Origin of the sequence: Corynebacterium evansiae (assembly GCF_027570065.1) — a bacterium.
GTDB lineage: Bacteria > Actinomycetota > Actinomycetes > Mycobacteriales > Mycobacteriaceae > Corynebacterium > Corynebacterium evansiae.
Window position 1 is genome coordinate 192,141 of record NZ_JAKMUT010000003.1, and the last position, 16,242, is coordinate 208,382.

21 protein-coding genes and 1 pseudogene are annotated in these 16,242 nt (G+C 61.7%); 16 read left to right on the top strand and 6 right to left on the bottom strand.

The features are described 5' to 3' along the window. The first annotated feature begins 174 nt into the window (after positions 1-174). From L8V00_RS04465 to L8V00_RS04475, 3 genes are all read left to right on the top strand, one after another. Entirely contained in the window at positions 175-750 is a 576-nt protein-coding gene (locus L8V00_RS04465; RefSeq protein ID WP_269944405.1) for a CueP family metal-binding protein, read from the top strand. A 71-nt stretch (positions 751-821) separates the two neighbouring features. Next, the gene (locus L8V00_RS04470; RefSeq protein ID WP_269944322.1) at positions 822-2,297 is read left to right on the top strand and encodes a multicopper oxidase family protein; all 1,476 of its coding nucleotides are present in this window, start codon (positions 822-824) and stop codon (positions 2,295-2,297) included. Positions 2,298-2,694: 397 nt separating this feature from the next. Beyond that, the gene (locus L8V00_RS04475; protein WP_332253768.1) at positions 2,695-3,069 is read left to right on the top strand and encodes a type IIL restriction-modification enzyme MmeI; all 375 of its coding nucleotides are present in this window, start codon (positions 2,695-2,697) and stop codon (positions 3,067-3,069) included. Between the two features lie 102 nt (positions 3,070-3,171). Here L8V00_RS04475 and erm read toward each other — a convergent pair whose 3' ends face one another. Further along, a complete protein-coding gene (erm, locus tag L8V00_RS04480; protein WP_065422277.1) occupies positions 3,172-4,026 on the bottom strand; it encodes a 23S ribosomal RNA methyltransferase Erm in 855 nt (284 codons plus the stop codon). Positions 4,027-4,375: 349 nt separating this feature from the next. Then, on the bottom strand, positions 4,376-4,609 hold the full coding sequence (locus L8V00_RS04485) for a recombinase family protein (RefSeq protein ID WP_230580688.1): 234 nt from the start codon (positions 4,607-4,609) through the stop codon (positions 4,376-4,378). 323 nt (positions 4,610-4,932) lie between these two features. On the opposite strand from L8V00_RS04485, the gene cmtR reads away from it, so the two are divergent. From cmtR to arfB, 7 genes are all read left to right on the top strand, one after another. After that, a complete protein-coding gene (cmtR, locus tag L8V00_RS04490; RefSeq protein ID WP_269944323.1) occupies positions 4,933-5,292 on the top strand; it encodes a Cd(II)/Pb(II)-sensing metalloregulatory transcriptional regulator CmtR in 360 nt (119 codons plus the stop codon). After that, positions 5,289-7,181 (top strand): heavy metal translocating P-type ATPase, encoded by a 1,893-nt coding sequence (locus L8V00_RS04495; RefSeq protein WP_269944324.1) that lies wholly within the window; start codon positions 5,289-5,291, stop codon positions 7,179-7,181. Before cmtR ends, L8V00_RS04495 begins: the two co-directional genes overlap by 4 nt. Positions 7,182-7,385: 204 nt before the next feature. Beyond that, positions 7,386-7,550 carry a hypothetical protein gene (locus tag L8V00_RS04500; protein WP_005293242.1) on the top strand — a complete coding sequence of 55 codons (165 nt, stop codon included), beginning with the start codon at positions 7,386-7,388 and terminating at the stop codon, positions 7,548-7,550. A 162-nt stretch (positions 7,551-7,712) separates the two neighbouring features. Beyond that, positions 7,713-7,958 (top strand): CopG family ribbon-helix-helix protein, encoded by a 246-nt coding sequence (locus L8V00_RS04505; RefSeq protein ID WP_080716819.1) that lies wholly within the window; start codon positions 7,713-7,715, stop codon positions 7,956-7,958. 45 nt (positions 7,959-8,003) lie between these two features. Beyond that, the gene (locus L8V00_RS04510; protein ID WP_035005743.1) at positions 8,004-8,354 is read left to right on the top strand and encodes a VOC family protein; all 351 of its coding nucleotides are present in this window, start codon (positions 8,004-8,006) and stop codon (positions 8,352-8,354) included. Between the two features lie 141 nt (positions 8,355-8,495). Beyond that, the gene (locus tag L8V00_RS04515; protein WP_237746330.1) at positions 8,496-8,660 is read left to right on the top strand and encodes a hypothetical protein; all 165 of its coding nucleotides are present in this window, start codon (positions 8,496-8,498) and stop codon (positions 8,658-8,660) included. 19 nt (positions 8,661-8,679) lie between these two features. After that, complete coding sequence (arfB, locus tag L8V00_RS04520; RefSeq protein ID WP_035005746.1) at positions 8,680-9,123, top strand: alternative ribosome rescue aminoacyl-tRNA hydrolase ArfB; 444 nt, start codon at positions 8,680-8,682, stop codon at positions 9,121-9,123. Between the two features lie 7 nt (positions 9,124-9,130). Here the strand turns inward: arfB and L8V00_RS04525 are convergent, their stop codons facing one another. Then, a complete protein-coding gene (locus L8V00_RS04525) occupies positions 9,131-9,391 on the bottom strand; it encodes a HigA family addiction module antitoxin (protein WP_070462086.1) in 261 nt (86 codons plus the stop codon). 34 nt (positions 9,392-9,425) lie between these two features. Then, on the bottom strand, positions 9,426-9,707 hold the full coding sequence (locus tag L8V00_RS04530) for a type II toxin-antitoxin system RelE/ParE family toxin (RefSeq protein ID WP_005290974.1): 282 nt from the start codon (positions 9,705-9,707) through the stop codon (positions 9,426-9,428). A 121-nt stretch (positions 9,708-9,828) separates the two neighbouring features. On the opposite strand from L8V00_RS04530, the pseudogene L8V00_RS10020 reads away from it, so the two are divergent. Then, a pseudogene (locus L8V00_RS10020) lies at positions 9,829-10,074 on the top strand (LLM class flavin-dependent oxidoreductase); the annotation flags it as partial. A 46-nt stretch (positions 10,075-10,120) separates the two neighbouring features. Here L8V00_RS10020 and L8V00_RS04540 read toward each other — a convergent pair. Continuing rightward, complete coding sequence (locus L8V00_RS04540; protein ID WP_005290994.1) at positions 10,121-10,510, bottom strand: heavy metal-responsive transcriptional regulator; 390 nt, start codon at positions 10,508-10,510, stop codon at positions 10,121-10,123. A gap of 98 nt (positions 10,511-10,608) precedes the next feature. Here L8V00_RS04540 and merA point away from each other — a divergent pair, with 98 nt between their 5' ends. The 3 genes from merA (at position 10,609) to L8V00_RS10050 (ending at position 12,958) form a co-directional block, all read left to right on the top strand. Next, on the top strand, positions 10,609-12,030 hold the full coding sequence (merA, locus tag L8V00_RS04545; RefSeq protein ID WP_071057146.1) for a mercury(II) reductase: 1,422 nt from the start codon (positions 10,609-10,611) through the stop codon (positions 12,028-12,030). Then, the gene (locus tag L8V00_RS04550) at positions 12,027-12,377 is read left to right on the top strand and encodes a hypothetical protein (RefSeq protein WP_034970986.1); all 351 of its coding nucleotides are present in this window, start codon (positions 12,027-12,029) and stop codon (positions 12,375-12,377) included. Before merA ends, L8V00_RS04550 begins: the two co-directional genes overlap by 4 nt. 191 nt (positions 12,378-12,568) lie before the next feature. Beyond that, the gene (locus L8V00_RS10050) at positions 12,569-12,958 is read left to right on the top strand and encodes a peptide chain release factor I (RefSeq protein ID WP_338027529.1); all 390 of its coding nucleotides are present in this window, start codon (positions 12,569-12,571) and stop codon (positions 12,956-12,958) included. 3 nt (positions 12,959-12,961) lie between these two features. Here L8V00_RS10050 and ychF read toward each other — a convergent pair whose 3' ends face one another. Then, entirely contained in the window at positions 12,962-14,047 is a 1,086-nt protein-coding gene (ychF, locus tag L8V00_RS04560) for a redox-regulated ATPase YchF (protein WP_269944326.1), read from the bottom strand. A gap of 320 nt (positions 14,048-14,367) precedes the next feature. Between ychF and L8V00_RS04565 the strand changes: the two genes are divergently transcribed. Continuing rightward, the gene (locus tag L8V00_RS04565; protein WP_070488222.1) at positions 14,368-16,032 is read left to right on the top strand and encodes a sodium-dependent transporter; all 1,665 of its coding nucleotides are present in this window, start codon (positions 14,368-14,370) and stop codon (positions 16,030-16,032) included. Next, a complete protein-coding gene (gene metS, locus L8V00_RS04570; RefSeq protein WP_035005767.1) occupies positions 16,029-16,208 on the top strand; it encodes a methionine/alanine import NSS transporter subunit MetS in 180 nt (59 codons plus the stop codon). Before L8V00_RS04565 ends, metS begins: the two co-directional genes overlap by 4 nt. Positions 16,209-16,242 lie beyond the last annotated feature (34 nt).

Consider the following 16,242-nt stretch of genomic DNA (forward strand, 5'->3'; position numbering starts at 1 on the left):
GTGTTCCGGTGGTGACCCAGCCCACCGAATTCACCCCCCCTTTTCGCCCTGTTATAAGACTGTGAGCAGGGTTTTTGAATTCTAGTCCGTCAGGCACCCGTGCTAGATAAAGGTATGGCATCGACCTTGAGGCGGTGTCTTCTCATGGCCCAGCCACGATCCAAGGAGATTGACGTGAAACGAGCAGCGATCGCAGCCGCCGCCCTTGCCCTCGCCCTCACGGGGTGTTCGGCCGCCGACCCGGAACCCACCGCCGATGAGACGGTGTCCCAGGACACATTCCTGACTACCCATGGCCTGGCCGGCATGGACGCGGTGGAGATTATTGATCACCTCGACCGGCAGAAGGTCACTGAGCGTCCCACGGATCTGATCGCCTCAGTGCGTAACGATGAACTGCTGCTCTCGAGCGATGACCAGGAAGTCGTGGTTGATCTTCCCGACAATCAGACGTATGTCTCGATCGCACCCTATCTCACCTCCACCCACGACTGCTTCTACCACAGCCTCACGACCTGCCAGGGGGAACTCGACAATGAGGATATCCAGGTCACGATCACCGATGAGGCGACCGGTGAGGTGCTGGTGGACGAGGCGACAACCACCTTCGACAACGGGTTTGTCGGCTTCTGGCTTCCCGATGATGTCACCGGCCTGATTGAGGTCAGCTACCAGGGGCGTACCGCCACCACGGAGTTTTCCACCACCGACGACGGTGCCACCTGTGTCACAGACCTGCGCCTGACGTGATGGCTCAGCAGGATCCTCACCTGCGCCTGTCTCCCGTGTCACTGAAATCTTGCACCAAGAAAGGTTAAATCATGACGAACGCGTTTTCCCGACGACAGTTTCTGCTCGGCGGGCTCGTCCTCGCCGGCACCGGGGCCTTGGCCGCCTGCACCAGCGACCCTGGACCCGCTGCCTCGGCACCAGGTTCCTCCCTTCGCCCCACCCCCACTGCGCTCGGTGAGCCGACGGTGCGCCGGACACTGACCGCCCGGCCCCTCTCCCTGGATATCGGCGGCATCGAAGCCAAGACGTGGGGATACGTCTCTGACACCGGGGATGCGGCCATTGAGGCCACTGCCGGCGACGTCCTCCAGGTCGATATCACTAACGAACTGCCTGAGAGCACCTCCATCCACTGGCATGGCATCGCACTCCACAACGCAGCCGACGGTGTGCCCGGCATGACCCAGGACCCCATTGAACCTGGCGCGTCTTTCTCCTATGTTTTTGAAGTCCCCCACGGTGGCACCTACTTCTACCATTCCCACACCGGCCTGCAGCTTGATCGCGGCCTCCACGCCCCACTGATCATCCGTGACCCGCAAGACGCTGAAGACCAGGACGTTGAGTGGACCATCGTGCTCGACGACTGGGTCGATGGCATTCAGGGCACTCCCGACGATGAGCTCGACAAGCTCACCGGAATGGGTTCGGGCGACCATAACGGGGGTATGGGAATGGGAGGTCACGGCCAGATGATGCACGGCACCCCGGACCGGGTACTGGGCGGGGATGTCGGCGATGTGATGTATCCGCACTACCTCATCAACGGACGTATCCCCCGTGCTCACCGGACCTTCGAGGCTCGCCCGGGCGACAAGGCCCGCCTGCGGTTTATCAACTCCGGCGGTGACACCATCTTCAAGGTGGCCCTCGGTGGTCACCGCATGACCGTCACCCACACCGACGGCTTCCCCGTCCAGCCCCGGGAGACCGAATCGATCTACCTGTCGATGGGCGAGCGTGTCGACGTCGAGGTCATCCTCGGCGACGGCATCTTCCCGCTCACGGCTTTGGCGGTGGGTAAGGACGACCGCGCCTTCGCCGTCATCCGCACCGCCGGCGGCCAGGCCCCCCACCCCGATGTCGACTTCCCCGAGTTGTCGTCCACCGGACTGCTCCTGTCCTCCCTGAAGCCAGCAGACCGTGCACTCCTACCCGAGGACACACCAGACCGAGAAGTCAGCATCGACCTGGGCGGGCAGATGATGCCGTATGAATGGAGCATTCTCACCGACGGCCAATCCTCCTCCGCGACCGTGCAGGAGGGCCAGCGCCTGCGGATGGTCATGCGCAACAGGACCATGATGCCCCACCCCATGCACATCCACGGCCACACGTGGGCGCTGCCCGGCAGCGGCGGACTACGCAAGGACACCGTCCTTCTCCGCCACGGTGAAACCATGATCGCCGACCTGATCGCTGACAACCCCGGTGAGTGGGCATTTCACTGCCATAACGCCTATCACATGGAAACCGGGATGCTCAGCTCGCTTCGCTACGAGTAACCCCCACAGCAGGGTATCGAGCGAGATGCGAAGGTAAATGGCAGCACGTGTTGTTATACGACTAACACTAGCGCGCCTTAGGTTACGTTGAACTTGAACTCCACGGAGTGTCGGCGATAACTAACCATTTGATGCGCGCGTGCGGAATTAACAACGAAATACCGCTAAAACAGACAACATATGGGGTGCACAGAAACACATATAGGTTCTGCGGAAAACCTATAGGGCGCGTCGCTAAAAACCGCTGTGCGCGGAAAACATAAAGGGTTTACGGACCCGGTCCCAGACCCCTCAATACTCTGAGCCGGAAGAATGGAAAGTGGAAGGTTGATGTATCCCCGCTATTTATTTTTTCCGTTTTTCGGAGTACATCGGGAGCTACAACTGCGGACCAGCTCTGTGTGAACTAGATGAGAAGGCGCAGCAGCGAATCATCGACGCTGGACAGTTGGTGCTGCGGGCACGCGAGCGGCACCCCCGGCGGTCACTCGCGGAGCACTACAACCCGTTATCGATGGACCCAATTCTGCTCAAGGCTCACAACAACTTGGACCAGGAAGTCGATAAGGCTTTCGGTGCGGCACGCAAACTCACCAACGAGCGCCACCGCCAGGAGCTACTGTTCGCCAGCTACGGGGAGTTGGCGAGGGGCTATGTCTCCTCGCTTTCATCAAAATCGAAACCACCAGCAGGGTCGTTCCCCGTGCGGGTGATTTTGATCGGCCCGCTGCCGGGTGTAGAACCCTGTCGCTGGCAACGCCGGGAACTATGACTGTGCCCGACGAGAACACGTCACTGTCATAACGCGGCTCACGGTAGACGAGCATGGGTCGTTCACTACTACTGGTGGATTTCGGTTTTGGTGGTGGGGGGATTACCGCCGCCGGCCTCGTTTTTTCCGTTGAGGAGGGCGTTGACTACTTCCCGATTGTGAAATGGGCCGATGGCGCGGTGGAGAGAAACCAGTCACCTGGAAGAGATCGATCCAGTCGCTGGTGCGCAATCTGGGAGGTAGGGTTGCGGGGTCGATTCCTCGCGAGCGCAACCATGATTGTGTCTCTGAACGTGATGAAAACAACCCTGCCCTTCGGAGAATTTCCCCTATCCCGCGTCCCCGGGCGGTGAAAACGGTGTGCACCATCGCCTGAAAGGCTTTGCGCTGCTCTATCGGGATCTTCGGGTCACCCACCCGGCGGATCACTAAGATCCCCCCGTCAACGTTTGGCTGTGGCCGGAAAGCAGACCTTGGTACTCGGGAACCAAGGTGAAATGTGAACCATGGGGACCACTGAGCCGTCATCATTGTGCTTGCGCCTACCCCGGCCCGGCGGCGAGCGACTTCCCACTGCATGAGGAGTACAGCGTCAGTCCATGCCGGCGCATGCAACAACTTTCGAAGAATGGCAGTGGTGAGGTGAAAGGGAATGTTTCCCACAATGACGCAGGGAGTGGCGGGTAACGGGAAGTTAAGGAAATCATCATGGACCACTTCGACCGACGCCGAGGCGGTCTTTTTTGTGAGTTTGGCAGCTAGTTTTGCGTCTACCTCAACTGCCGTTATTGGCCTCCCCAAGCGGGATAGCGGGTGAGTGAGGGCACCGCTTCCTGGCCCGATCTCAATGATGGGGCCAGAGGATTGTTTTACAAGATCGACGATGGAGTTGATGATCTTGTGGTCTGTGAGAAAATTTTGGCCATGTTCGTGACGGCCGTATCCGTATGTAGACATCAGGTGTGCTCCGTGGAGTTGAAACGAAGCCGGGCATGGCAAATGGCCGCCCGGCTAAAGGACCGGAGCGGTTTCTAACCTGCGGGAGGGAGAAAACCGCCTTAGCGGCTGGTGAGCGGCCGCATGAAAACGGAACCTGAAATCAACATGGGCCTATCGTATCCAATTAATTTCGCAGGGTCCAATACGGTGAGAAAGAAGACAACCGCACCGCAACAGTGCAAGACCTCTCTGGATTGGAATTTGTCCTACTTTCGGCTCGTCGTACAGACGCCACTGGCGTATTTTGTCTCTGGGCAACGAGGGGGAGTTACCCCCACCTCCGGATGTTTTTAAGGTGCACCCCTGATTACGCTGTGGTGCGGGAGTAATTTTGTCCGACCGATCGGACTATCCACCGACGTGGGGCGGGTAGTTCGAGGTCCCAGCAGATGATCGCGTCGATTTCGCCGCGTTCAAAGGACGCCACCATGGCGTCGTAGTCGGGGCGAGCCACATTCTTCTTTGACGCGGAAATGGACTGATCGACGTAGTTATGTCCTATGTCCAACGTGCAAGCCACGCTGCTTTGCAATGGCTTCACAGTCCTGACGCTGCCGGTCGATGGTGAGGCCATCCACGTCAGCGTCTCGTGAGATACGAAGGTAAATAGGAGCGCGTGTTGTCAAACGCTATTAATAAGGCCCTTAGCTACACATTGAACTTAAACTCGACGGTATGTAGTTGCAAAGTTACTTTCTCGAGAACCTCGCCGCCCACGTCGCTCCCGCGTTGGGTGGCAGCCGAACCACAAAGGATCAGTCATCTGCTATCCCATCGACTAATTCTTGCAGGTCGCAGGACCTTTGCGTAACTGTCAGTTCAGCGCATTTTGAATAGTTCAGCACACGATGTATTGTTCAGCACATGCTAACCATTGCTTCACGCCTCGACGTCATGAACCGGCTCGGCCGGGCCATGGCGGATCCGACGCGCTCCAGAATCCTGATCACCCTACTCGACGGCCCGAGCTACCCGGCCGTGCTTTCGCGCGACCTGGACCTGACCCGCTCGAACGTCTCGAACCACCTGACCTGCTTGCGTGACTGCGGCATCGTCGTCGCCGAGCCAAAGGGCCGCAAGACACGCTACGAAATCGCCGATCCGCACCTCGCGACAGCGCTCAACGCGCTAGTGAACGCGACGTTGGCTGTCGACGAAAACGCCCCGTGCATCGACCCTGAGTGCTCGGTGCCCGGCTGCGACGGAAAAGGAGCGGACGCATGAGTTCAGCATGTGGATGCGAACACGAACCAGCCACGGAGATCGAAGATCTCGATCGGCCCTGGTGGAAGGACCCCGAGTTGCTACTGCCGATCTTCTCCGGCGTAGCCCTCTGCATAGGACTGGCACTGGGCTGGTCTGGGCTAGAAACACCCGCGACAGTACTGTTCTGGGTCGGCCTGCTGCTAGGGGCGTATACGTTCGCGCCCGGCGCTATCCGGAACCTTGCCACGAAGCGCAAGCTCGGCATTGGTTTGCTGATGACGATCAGCGCGGTCGGCGCGGTGATCCTCGGTTACGTCGGGGAGGCCGCAGCGTTAGCGTTCCTGTACTCGATCGCCGAGGCACTGGAAGACAAGGCGATGGACCGGGCCCAGGGCGGACTGCGGGCACTGTTGAAATTGGTACCGCAGACCGCGACGGTGCTGCGCGACGGTACGGCGGTTGAGGTCTCAGCGAAGGACCTCGTGGCTGGCGAGCTGATGCTCGTGCGCCCCGGAGAGCGGATCGCCACGGATGGCATCATTCGGTCTGGACGTTCCAGCCTTGACACCTCAGCGATCACCGGAGAATCCATTCCGGAGGAGGTTGCACCCGGCGACGAGGTGCCCGCGGGTGCGATCAACTCCGCCGGTGTGCTGGAAGTAGAGACGACCGCAGCTGGAACGGACAACTCGCTGACCACACTCGTCGACCTCGTCGAGCAGGCGCAGGCGGAAAAGGGCGACCGCGCCCGGATCGCCGACCGAATTGCCCAACCCCTAGTGCCCGGGGTGATGATCCTGGCGGTGCTGGTCGGCGTGATCGGCTCGCTGCTGGGCAACCCCGAGACGTGGATCACCCGAGCGTTGGTGGTCCTGGTCGCAGCATCCCCGTGTGCGCTGGCAATCTCCGTGCCGCTGACGGTCGTAGCCGCCATCGGCGCGGCCAGCCAGTTCGGCGTGGTCATCAAGTCCGGCGCGGCGTTCGAGCGACTCGGTGGCATCCGTCACCTGGCGGTGGACAAGACCGGAACCCTTACCCGCAACCAGCCCGAGGTTACCGACGTGGTCCCGGCAGACGGATTCGATCCGGCGCAGGTGCTTGCCTTCGCGGCGGCAGTTGAGCAGCAATCGACGCACCCCCTCGCTGCGGCGATCGCGGCAGCGGTGCCCGAAGCGCCCGCCGCCCAGGACATCAGCGAGGAAGCCGGACATGGCATCGGCGGCACTGTCGAAGGTCGACGGGTGCTGGTGGGCAGCCCCCGGTGGATCGACGCCGGGCCACTAAAGGCAGACGTTGAGCGCATGGAGTCCGAGGGCCAGACCTGCGTCCTTGTCACCGTCGATGACGCCCTCTCTGGGGCGATCGGGGTCCGCGACGAGCTGCGGCCCGAGGTGCCCGAAGCCGTGCAGACCCTGCACGCCAACGACGTGGAAGTGAGCATGCTCACCGGCGACAACACTCGCACCGCCCGGGCGCTGGCTGAAATCGCCGGAATCGACGACGTGCGCGCCGAGCTTCGCCCAGAGGACAAGGCAAGCATCGTCGCCGAACTCTCCTCCAAGACGCCGACGGCGATGATTGGCGACGGCATCAACGACGCTCCTGCGCTGGCGAGCGCGACGGTGGGCATAGCGATGGGAGCGACCGGCTCTGACGCCGCAATCGAGTCCGCTGACGTCGCCTTCACCGGCCACGACCTCCGACTGATCCCGCAGGCGCTGCAGCACGCCCGTCGAGGCAGCAGGATTATTAACCAGAACATCGTGCTGTCTCTGGCCATCATCATCGTGTTGATGCCGCTGGCGATCAGCGGCGTGCTGGGTCTGGCCGCCGTCGTATTGGTTCACGAGGTCGCTGAAGTCATTGTCATCTTGAACGGCCTGCGGGCTGCGCAAGCGAAGCGCTGAGACACACCTTCGCCCAGCGCGCTGGCTCTCCAGCGCGGATCTTGGAAGGATCGAGCTGCTCAGGGACCAAGCGTCGCCTCAAAACTTTTGCTGCCGAGCTTCATCGACACGGTCCGCGACTACCTGGGCAGTGTGTTTGGCAAAGAGCCCCACCCCCATCAGGGTTGACGATCCGTCGCCGGTCCAGTTGCCATAACCGACTAGATGCAGATTCTTCACTGCGGTTTCGCGGCCACGCATGAGGTGGCGGAATGGACTGAGGGCCGGACGGAAACCAGTGCACCAGATCAGATGGTCGTGGTCGAGCTCGCTCAAGCTATCGAAGATGGGGGTAGCGGTGAGCTGGCCGGAGTCGCGGAGCTCACGTAAATGAGGAAGCGCGACAATGTCCCCGAGGTTCGGGCCGGAATCGCCACCGAGAATCCGGCGGTGGCTGCCCGCGTTAAACGTTGAACTTGAACTCCACGGATTGTCGAAAGACTATAACCTCCCCCGAGCCGCCAAGCCCTTTTCCGTATTACGATTATGTTCATGAAAACTATCAACGGAAAGCCAGTCAGCGAAGAGCAAATCGATGCGTGGGTAACCGAAGCCGAGAAAGGCTACGACGTAGAAATACTTCGTCGACGAGGAAGGAAACCTCGCAACGAAGATACTGCGAAGGTTATCTCCATTCGGCTCTCTCCTCGCGAAATCTTGGACCTCGACAAATACGCAGCCGCCCACGGATGGTCACGGTCCCAGGCAATCCGCGAAGCGCTAAAGAATGCTATTTAGAAATGCACGTAGCAAGCGTCAGATCCCATCCTCATAATAGAGACCATGAATGATGCCAATCTCACGATCCGGCAGATCACCTTCGACTGCCACGATCCCTCAAAGCTCGCCAAGTTTTGGTCCGCCGCAACCGGATGCGAAATCGCCGCGGATTACGGCGATTTTGTGATGGTTGATTCCACCCCGGCGCTGGGATTTCAGCGCGTCAAGGATCCGACACCTGGGAAAAACCGCATGCACATCGACGTTGGCGGGGCGGAGCGCGAAACTTTAATAGAACGCCTCAAAGACCTAGGCGCTACCGAACTCACCACCCACGAGGCGCCGGGATTGGTGTGGACTGTCATGCAGGACCCGGAAGGCAACGAGTTCTGCGTGGGTAACCCCGGGGACTAGCTACACTACGCGGAGCGTCTCTAGGTCCAAGGCTGGCGTCAATCTGTGATGTCGCTAGCGGGAGACACAGTCAATGTCGCGAACTGCGCCCGTCAGGCTGCGGTGGATCAGGCGCAGAAAGCCACCGAGAAAATTCGCGACATGAACGACGACCGGCTACTTGCGAAGGCCGCTGAAATCGAAGCCCGACGGGAGAAGGAAGAGCAAAAAGCACTCGACTCAACCGACGACGAGAATAATTCTGAGGCTGAACCCCGTCCGTCGCGACGCGGCCTCCGCTTCCGCCGAGACAAGAACGACTCGTAGGGCACCTAGACTGGGCTGCATGAAAGACCTGACCATCGCGCCCGGCCCGGGGATCCCCGACGGTGCAGTCATCGCCGCTGCCGACCTAACGGAGCGGTTCGCGAAGTCGTCGGGTCCGGGCGGCCAGGGCGTCAACCCGACCGACAGCAAGGTCCAGCTTTCCATCGATATCGCTGAAAGCGCATCGCTTACCGACGCCCAACGCCGCCGCATCTTGCGCAACCTCGAGCACCGCTTGGACGGCTCCGTCCTCACCGTGTCTGCGTCGACCCAGCGGTCGCAGGTGCGCAACCGAGCTGAGGCACGCGAACGCATGGCCGCCCTGTTGCGCGAGGCCCTAGCTCCGCCCCCTCCCCCGCGGCACAAAACGAAGCCGACGAGGGGCTCGGTACGGCGCCGTCTCGAAGCAAAGAAGCGGCGCTCGGAGCTGAAAGCGATGAGGCAACGGCCCCAAATTCCCTAGGTGCGGCCTACGCCGAAGCAGCTTGGACCGGCTGAATCCGCTCGATCTCGGCGAGGATTTTGTCTTCTGCCACATCCAGGTCGTACTGGGTCTGCAACCCGAGCCAGAACTGGGGGCTCATCTCGAAAAACTTCGCTAGACGAAGGGCCGTGTCAGCGGTTACAGCGCGCTTACCGTGAACAATTTCGTTGATCCGGCGGGGCGGAACGCCGATGGAGACGGCGAGCTTGTGCTGGGTGATCCCCATTTCCTTGAGAAAGTCCTCCATGAGGATCTCACCGGGGTGAACCGGAGGGAGCTTGTCAGTGGTAGTCAACGATCTCAACCTCCTCTGGCCCCGCAGCGGACCACCGAAAACAGATCCGCCACTGGTCGTTGATTCGAATGCTGAACTGACCCCGCCGATCACCTTTCAACGCCTCAAGCCGGTTTCCCGGGGGAATCCGTAACTCATCAAGAGTCTGCGCGTACCCAAGCTGGCGAAGCTTACGCAGCGCTACTGAGTGAATGCGGGAATCGATCGAGCGAACCCGCTCTCGATTCCACAGACGCTCAGTGTCCTTGTCAGCGAACGACTGGATCATGCTTCACCCTATCCCCCATAACGCGAAGCGTCAATAACGTTACACGTTAAATTTGAACTCAACGGTATGTCGTTGCAAAGTTACTCCCTCTCGTTAACACCATCAAAAGGAGTGTTATCCAATGAAAGCGTTCGGCTTCTTAAGCTTCGGGCATTACGCCTTCGGCAGCTAGTGCGGGCCATCTGCGGAAAAGATCGCCAAGACTCGTCTGGAGATCACCCAGGCTGCGGACGAAATCGGCGTGAACAACGCGTCCTTCCGAGTCCACCACTTCGCGCTGCAGGCCTCCGCCCCGATGCCGCTGCTGTGTGCTATCGCGGCCACCACCAAAATCATCGAGGTGGGCACCGGCGGCATCGACATGCGCTAGCGCATATCGGGGTTGTAGCGTTTGAGTCATTGACTCCCGCCGTCTACAAGTACCTACACACTTGATCGGTGCTGCACGTTTCAGGATCCGGGTGCGCGGCGTCCTGGCTAAGGTCCGCGATAGTGTCGCGCAGCACGGAGAGCTGCGCGATCTGCTGCTCGATCTCAGCGAGGCGCACGTCAAGCAGGTCGCGCACGTGCTCGCAGGGCGCATGGCCGCCGTCGCGGATGTCGAGGATCTGGCGGATCTGGGCGAGGGTGAGGCCCGCGGCCTGGCCGCGGTGGATGAAGTCGATCCGAGCGACCGTCTCGGGCGCGTAGTCGCGGTATCCGGACGGCGTGCGCTCGGTCGGGGGCAGAAGGCCCTGTTCCTCGTAGAAGCGAAGGGTCTTCGCGGTAGTGCCCGCCCTCTCGGCGAGTTCTCCGATCCACATTACTGTCTCCCTCCGTGGCCGCGCTTGACCTTCCCCTGCACTGGAAGGTCCAGTATGGCTGAGACAGAGCAGAAAGCCAAGAGTTGACAGGAGCAGCGATGCCTACGAAGTACGATCTCGCCATCATCGGATCGGGAGGCGGCGCGTTCGCCGCTGCGATCCGCGCCAGCACGCTCGGGAAGTCGGTAGTGATGATCGAGCGCGGGACGCTCGGCGGCACCTGCGTGAACACGGGCTGCGTCCCGTCGAAGGCGCTCATTGCCGCGGCCGGCGCGCGGCACGTCGCGGTCGACGCCGCAACCCGGTTCCCCGGGATCGCGACGACGGCGGATCCCGTAGACATGCCCGCGCTGATCGCTGGGAAGCAAGCGTTGGTGGAGTCGCTGCGCGGCGAGAAGTACGCCGACGTCGCCGACTCCTACGGCTGGCAGGTCCTCCGCGGCGACGCCTCGTTCGTGGGCACCCCTGATGCGCCGGTTCTCGATGTTGCCGGATCCGACGGAAGCGTCGAGACCATCGAGGCCCACCACTACCTGGTCGCGACTGGTTCTCGCCCGTGGGCACCGCCGATCGACGGCCTGGAGGAGACCGGATACCTGACCTCGACCACGGCGATGGAGCTGACGGAGGTCCCCGAGTCGCTGCTGGTGCTCGGCGGCGGCTACGTCGCCCTGGAGCAGGCGCAGCTGTTCGCCCGCCTCGGCTCGCAGGTCACGCTGCTCGTGCGGTCCCGGCTCGCCTCGAAGGAGGAGCCGGAGGTGTCGAAGGCGCTCCAGGAGGTGTTCGCCGACGAGGGCATCCGCGTCATCAGCCGCGCAGTGCCCACCCGGGTCTCCCGCGGCACGGGAGGCGAGGCCGTCGTGACCGCCGCCTTGTCCGGCGGCTCGCAGGAGTTCCGCGCCGACCAGGTCCTGGTCGCCCTCGGACGCCGTCCCGTCACCGATGGCCTGAACCTCGATGCGGTCGGGGTGAATACCGGAGACTCCGGTGAGGTGGTCGTCTCCGACCGGCTGCAGTCCTCGAACCCGCGGGTCTGGGCCGCGGGCGACGTGACCGGGCACCCCGAGTTCGTCTACGTCGCCGCCCACCACGGCACCCTCGTCGCCGAGAACGCGTTCGCCGACGCCGACCGGTCCGTCGACTACGCCCGCCTGCCGCGGGTGACGTTCACCGGGCCCGCGATCGGCGCGGTCGGGATGACCGAGAAGGACGTCCTCGCCGCGGGGATCCGCTGCGACTGCCGCGTCCTGCCCCTGCACCACGTGCCCCGCGCCTTGGTGAACCGCGACACCCGCGGGTTCATCAAGATCGTCGTGAACGCCGAGACGAACGAGATCCTCGGCCTGACCGCCGTCGCCAAGGACGCCGGGGAGCTCGCCGCCGCAGGCGTCCACGTGCTCGGCAGGACCGTCGCCGAGGTCGCCAACGCCTGGGCCCCCTACCTGACCATGGCCGAGGGCATCCGGATCGCCGCGAAGGCCTTCACCACCGACCCGTCGCTGCTGTCGTGCTGCGCATGAACGGCAACACAGGCAATCGGGGAGATCTCATCCTGAAGCAGACGATCAGCGCCGATCAGGACCGCGACGAATGGCGCGCCGGTCCCGTCGTCGCTGCAGTGACCGGGCTGCTCTTGCTGGCATGCTGCGCGCTTCCGTCGCTGCTCTGCTGCGGCCTGCCGTTCATCGCGGCGGGCGGAGCACTTGCAGGCGTCGGTGGGCTCCTCGGTAATCCCTGGATCATCGGTGCCGGGACCGCCGTCGTGATGGCCGTCATGGCGGGGATGCTCGTCAGGCTACGGCGGCGGCACCGGCGCCGCAGGTCCGGCTGCTGCGAAAATCCTTCGACCGCTGATCGGAACCGGTAGTTCGAGGGATCCAGCGATCACTGCCACCTACGGAGGCCGCTGAAATCGAAGCCCGACGGGAGAAGGAGGAGCAAAAAGCGTTCGAATCAACCGGTGGCGAGGATAATACTGAGGCTGGATCCCGGCCGTCGCGACGCGGTCTCCGCTTCCGCCGAGACGAGAAAGGGTTGTGGGCACCTAGGCTGGGCGGCATGAACGACCTGACCATAGCGCCCGGCCCGGGGATCCCCGACGGTGCGGTCATCGCCGCCGATCTCGCGGAGCGTGTCGCGAAATCGTCGACTCCAGGCGGCCAGGGCGTCAACACGACGGACGGCAAAGTCCAGCTTTCCATCGATGTCGCCGAATGCGCATCGCTTACCGACGCCCAGCGTCACCGTATCTCGCGCAACCTCGAGCACCGCCTAGACGGCTCCGTCTTTACCGTGACTGCGTCGACTCAGCGGTCTGTGTTTCGCTCCTGGTCCTCTCGCTTGCACCTGCGACACAGCCTCGTGTCCCCGGGCCATAGCGTTCGGGGGAGCACAATAGCCCCAGTCCTCATCACGTCCCGGGATCAAAGAGTTCATCGCAGAGGTTAAGCACTACACGTTAAACTTAAACTCCACCACGTCGCCGTCGGCCATCACGTAGTCCTTGCCTTCCTGGCGAACCTTGCCGTGGGCGCGGGCCTCTGCCATGGAACCGAGCTCGTCCAGATCCTCAAAGGCCACGATCTCGGCCTTAATGAAGCCCTTCTCGAAGTCCGTGTGGATCACGCCGGCCGCCTGCGGAGCAGTGTCACCCTTGTGGATCGTCCACGCACGAGCCTCCTTCGGCCCAGCGGTCAGGTAGGTCTGCAGCCCCAGCGTCGCGAAACCAGCCTTGGCCAGGGTCTGCAACCCCGGCTCGGTCTGACCAACGGATTCCAGCAGCTCAGCCGCCTCCTCGTCGTCCAGCTCCAGCAGGTCCGCCTCCGTCGCTGCGTCCAGGAACACGCAGTCCGCCGGGGCCACCAGCTCGCGCAGCTCCGCCTTCTTATCCTCGTCGGTCAGCACAGATTCGTCGGAGTTAAACACGTACAGGAACGGCTTGGCCGTCAGGAAGTGCAGATCGCGCACAGTTGCCAGGTCGATCTCCCCCTGCGCCGCGGCACTCGACAGCGTGCGGCTATCCTCCAGGATCGCCTGAGCCTTCTTAGCCCCCTCGACCTGCTCGGCCAGCTCCTTGTTCTTGCGCGCTTCCTTCTCCAGGCGCGGCAGAGCCTTCTCCACCGTCTGCAGGTCAGCCAGGATCAGCTCCGTCTCAATGACGGAAATGTCGCTGGCCGGGTCCACACGCCCATCGACGTGGATCACGTTGTCGTCGGAGAACGCACGCACCACCTGGCAGATCGCGTCCGCCTCACGGATGTTCGCCAGGAAGGCATTACCCATACCCTCACCGTCGGAGGCGCCCTTCACGATGCCGGCAATGTCCACGAAGGACACAGTCGCGGGCAGGATGCGCTCGGATTCAAAGATCTCGGCCAGGCGCGTCAGGCGTGGGTCCGGCAACTCCACCAGCCCCACGTTGGGCTCAATGGTCGCGAACGGGTAGTTCGCAGCCAGAACATCGTTGCGGGTCAGGGCGTTAAACAGCGTGGACTTGCCCACGTTGGGCAGGCCAACAATTCCAAGAGTAAGAGTCACGTGCCCCATCCTATCGCCCGGCCGTCGCTGCCTCCAATGCGCCCTTTCTATTGCCTCTATTGCCATACTTATTGCTTCTTATTGACGCCCACCGCTGCCCCCCACGCCCGCCCCAGTTACCCCCAGACACCCCAAAGAAACTACCCCCATCTCTTCATCGGTTAGTCAATCTCGGAAAAGAATTGTGGAAACCCACTATCAGAACCTTTCAACGGTCATATAGTGAATGCACCTTAGAAAACCTTGAGGCTTTACCACCCATTAAGCCTCTTCTGTTAACTCTTCGCCTTGCGAGATGCCTGCTAGAAAGTTGCACCTCAATGACCACTTCATCTTCCTCGCCTGAAGCCAGTCCCCGTCAGAGACGGGAAACATTCAACACCCGCCTCGTGTTTATCATGGCCGCAATCGGCTCCGCGGTCGGCCTGGGTAACATTTGGCGCTTCCCCTACGTCGCCTACGAAAACGGCGGCGGCGCCTTCCTGATTCCCTACCTGGTTGCACTACTCACCGCGGGCATTCCACTACTGTGGTTCGACCTCGCCATGGGCCACCGCTTCCGCGGTTCCACTCCCCTGACATTCCGCCGTACCAGCAAGTACGCCGAGCCGATCGGTTGGCTGAAGGTGGGCGTGAACTTTTTCATTGCGGTCTACTACGCTGCCATCATCGCCTGGGCGGGCCTCTTCACCTGGAAGTCCATTGGCAAGACGTGGGGTGAAGACGCAGAGTCTTACTTCATGAGCGACTTCCTGAAGGTTGACGATTCCTCCGCCTGGACAGGCGACTTCGTCATCCCGATTCTGCTGGTCATGGCCGCAGTATGGGTGGTCTGTATCTTCACCCTTGCCCGCGGGATCAACGAGGGTATCGGCCGCGTCACCATGTTCTTCGTACCGGTGCTGATCGTCCTTTTCGTCGTCATGGTGGTCCGAGCCCTATTCCTCGAAGGTTCCGCCGACGGCCTGAACACGTTCTTCACCCCGGACTGGAGCGTCCTGTCCGATACCTCCGTATGGATCGCCGCCTACGGCCAAATCTTCTTCTCCCTGTCCATCGGCTTCGGCATCATGATTACCTATGCGTCTTACCTCAAGCCGCGCACGAACCTCACCGGCACCGGTATGGTGACGGCCTTCGCCAACTCCTCCTTCGAAGTTCTGGCCGGCATCGGCGTGTTCGCCACCCTGGGCTTCATGGCTGCACAGTCGGGCACCTCCGTCGAGGAATCTGTCTCCGGCGGCATCGGCCTGGCATTCATCGCCTTCCCGACCATCATCAATGAAATGCCAGCCGGGCCCCTGTTCGGCGTGCTGTTCTTCGGCTCCCTGTTCCTGGCTGGTATTACGTCGCTGATCTCCATCATGGAGGTCGTTATCTCCGCCGTGAAGGACAAGCTAAACCTGACCCGTGAGGTCGCCTCCATCACCATCGGTGGCGTCATGGCCGTCGTCTCCTGCCTGCTGTTCTCCACCACGTCTGGTCTGATCACCCTGGACATCATGGACAAGTTCACCAACAACCTGGGCATCGTGATCTGTGCCGTCGCCGCGGTTCTGAGCATTGGCTGGATCCAGGGGCGCCGTAACGAGATGGCGCAGCACCTCAACGCTGTTTCGGAGCTGCGCCTGGGTGTTGTGTGGCAGGCCTGCGTGTTCGCCATCACCCCTGCGGTGCTGCTGTACTTCCTGTTCGAGGAGATCCGTACTCTCCTCTCCGAAGGCTACGAGGGATACGCATCCGGGACGATCTTCGCTTACGGCTGGTTGGTGCTCATCATCATCGGCCTCGGCGCGGTGGTATGGAGCTTCGTGCCTTTCCGCGGCAACCTGTTCCTCGATGGTCTGCCGAGTTCGGACTACGGCGTGCCTCCAAAGGGTCGGCCGAGTGGCACTCCGAACCCGCTCGTCAATGGCGCTGCCACCGCCGCTACTTCTGCCACCGGCTCTAACAATGGCCCTAACAATGGAAAGGAACTGTCATGACCGGCCCCGCAATTCTCCTGATGGCCCTGTTCATTATCGTGATCTGGGGTGGGCTCGTTGCAGCGATTCTTATGCTCGCGAAAACGGATGACGCCACCACCGGCGAGCTGGGATCCGCACCCGGCACGGACAACGAGTCTCTACTCCAGGTGAACACATCCTCCGCGGCGCGTTAAGCCGCTGATAAACACGCCCCGGGGTGCGTCATAA

Excerpts from the sequence above, each read along its gene's own strand:
- L8V00_RS04470 (WP_269944322.1), top strand. The coding sequence starts at position 822 with ATGACGAACGCGTTTTCCCGACGACAGTTTCTGCTCGGCGGGCTCGTC.
- erm (WP_065422277.1), bottom strand. The coding sequence starts at position 4,026 with ATGTCTACATACGGATACGGCCGTCACGAACATGGCCAAAATTTTCTC.
- cmtR (WP_269944323.1), top strand. The coding sequence starts at position 4,933 with ATGCTAACCATTGCTTCACGCCTCGACGTCATGAACCGGCTCGGCCGG.
- L8V00_RS04495 (WP_269944324.1), top strand. The coding sequence starts at position 5,289 with ATGAGTTCAGCATGTGGATGCGAACACGAACCAGCCACGGAGATCGAA.
- L8V00_RS04500 (WP_005293242.1), top strand. The coding sequence starts at position 7,386 with ATGCAGATTCTTCACTGCGGTTTCGCGGCCACGCATGAGGTGGCGGAA.
- L8V00_RS04505 (WP_080716819.1), top strand. The coding sequence starts at position 7,713 with ATGAAAACTATCAACGGAAAGCCAGTCAGCGAAGAGCAAATCGATGCG.
- L8V00_RS04510 (WP_035005743.1), top strand. The coding sequence starts at position 8,004 with ATGAATGATGCCAATCTCACGATCCGGCAGATCACCTTCGACTGCCAC.
- L8V00_RS04515 (WP_237746330.1), top strand. The coding sequence starts at position 8,496 with ATGAACGACGACCGGCTACTTGCGAAGGCCGCTGAAATCGAAGCCCGA.
- arfB (WP_035005746.1), top strand. The coding sequence starts at position 8,680 with ATGAAAGACCTGACCATCGCGCCCGGCCCGGGGATCCCCGACGGTGCA.
- L8V00_RS04525 (WP_070462086.1), bottom strand. The coding sequence starts at position 9,391 with ATGGAGGACTTTCTCAAGGAAATGGGGATCACCCAGCACAAGCTCGCC.
- L8V00_RS04530 (WP_005290974.1), bottom strand. The coding sequence starts at position 9,707 with ATGATCCAGTCGTTCGCTGACAAGGACACTGAGCGTCTGTGGAATCGA.
- L8V00_RS04540 (WP_005290994.1), bottom strand. The coding sequence starts at position 10,510 with ATGTGGATCGGAGAACTCGCCGAGAGGGCGGGCACTACCGCGAAGACC.
- merA (WP_071057146.1), top strand. The coding sequence starts at position 10,609 with ATGCCTACGAAGTACGATCTCGCCATCATCGGATCGGGAGGCGGCGCG.
- L8V00_RS04550 (WP_034970986.1), top strand. The coding sequence starts at position 12,027 with ATGAACGGCAACACAGGCAATCGGGGAGATCTCATCCTGAAGCAGACG.
- L8V00_RS10050 (WP_338027529.1), top strand. The coding sequence starts at position 12,569 with ATGAACGACCTGACCATAGCGCCCGGCCCGGGGATCCCCGACGGTGCG.
- L8V00_RS04565 (WP_070488222.1), top strand. The coding sequence starts at position 14,368 with ATGACCACTTCATCTTCCTCGCCTGAAGCCAGTCCCCGTCAGAGACGG.
- metS (WP_035005767.1), top strand. The coding sequence starts at position 16,029 with ATGACCGGCCCCGCAATTCTCCTGATGGCCCTGTTCATTATCGTGATC.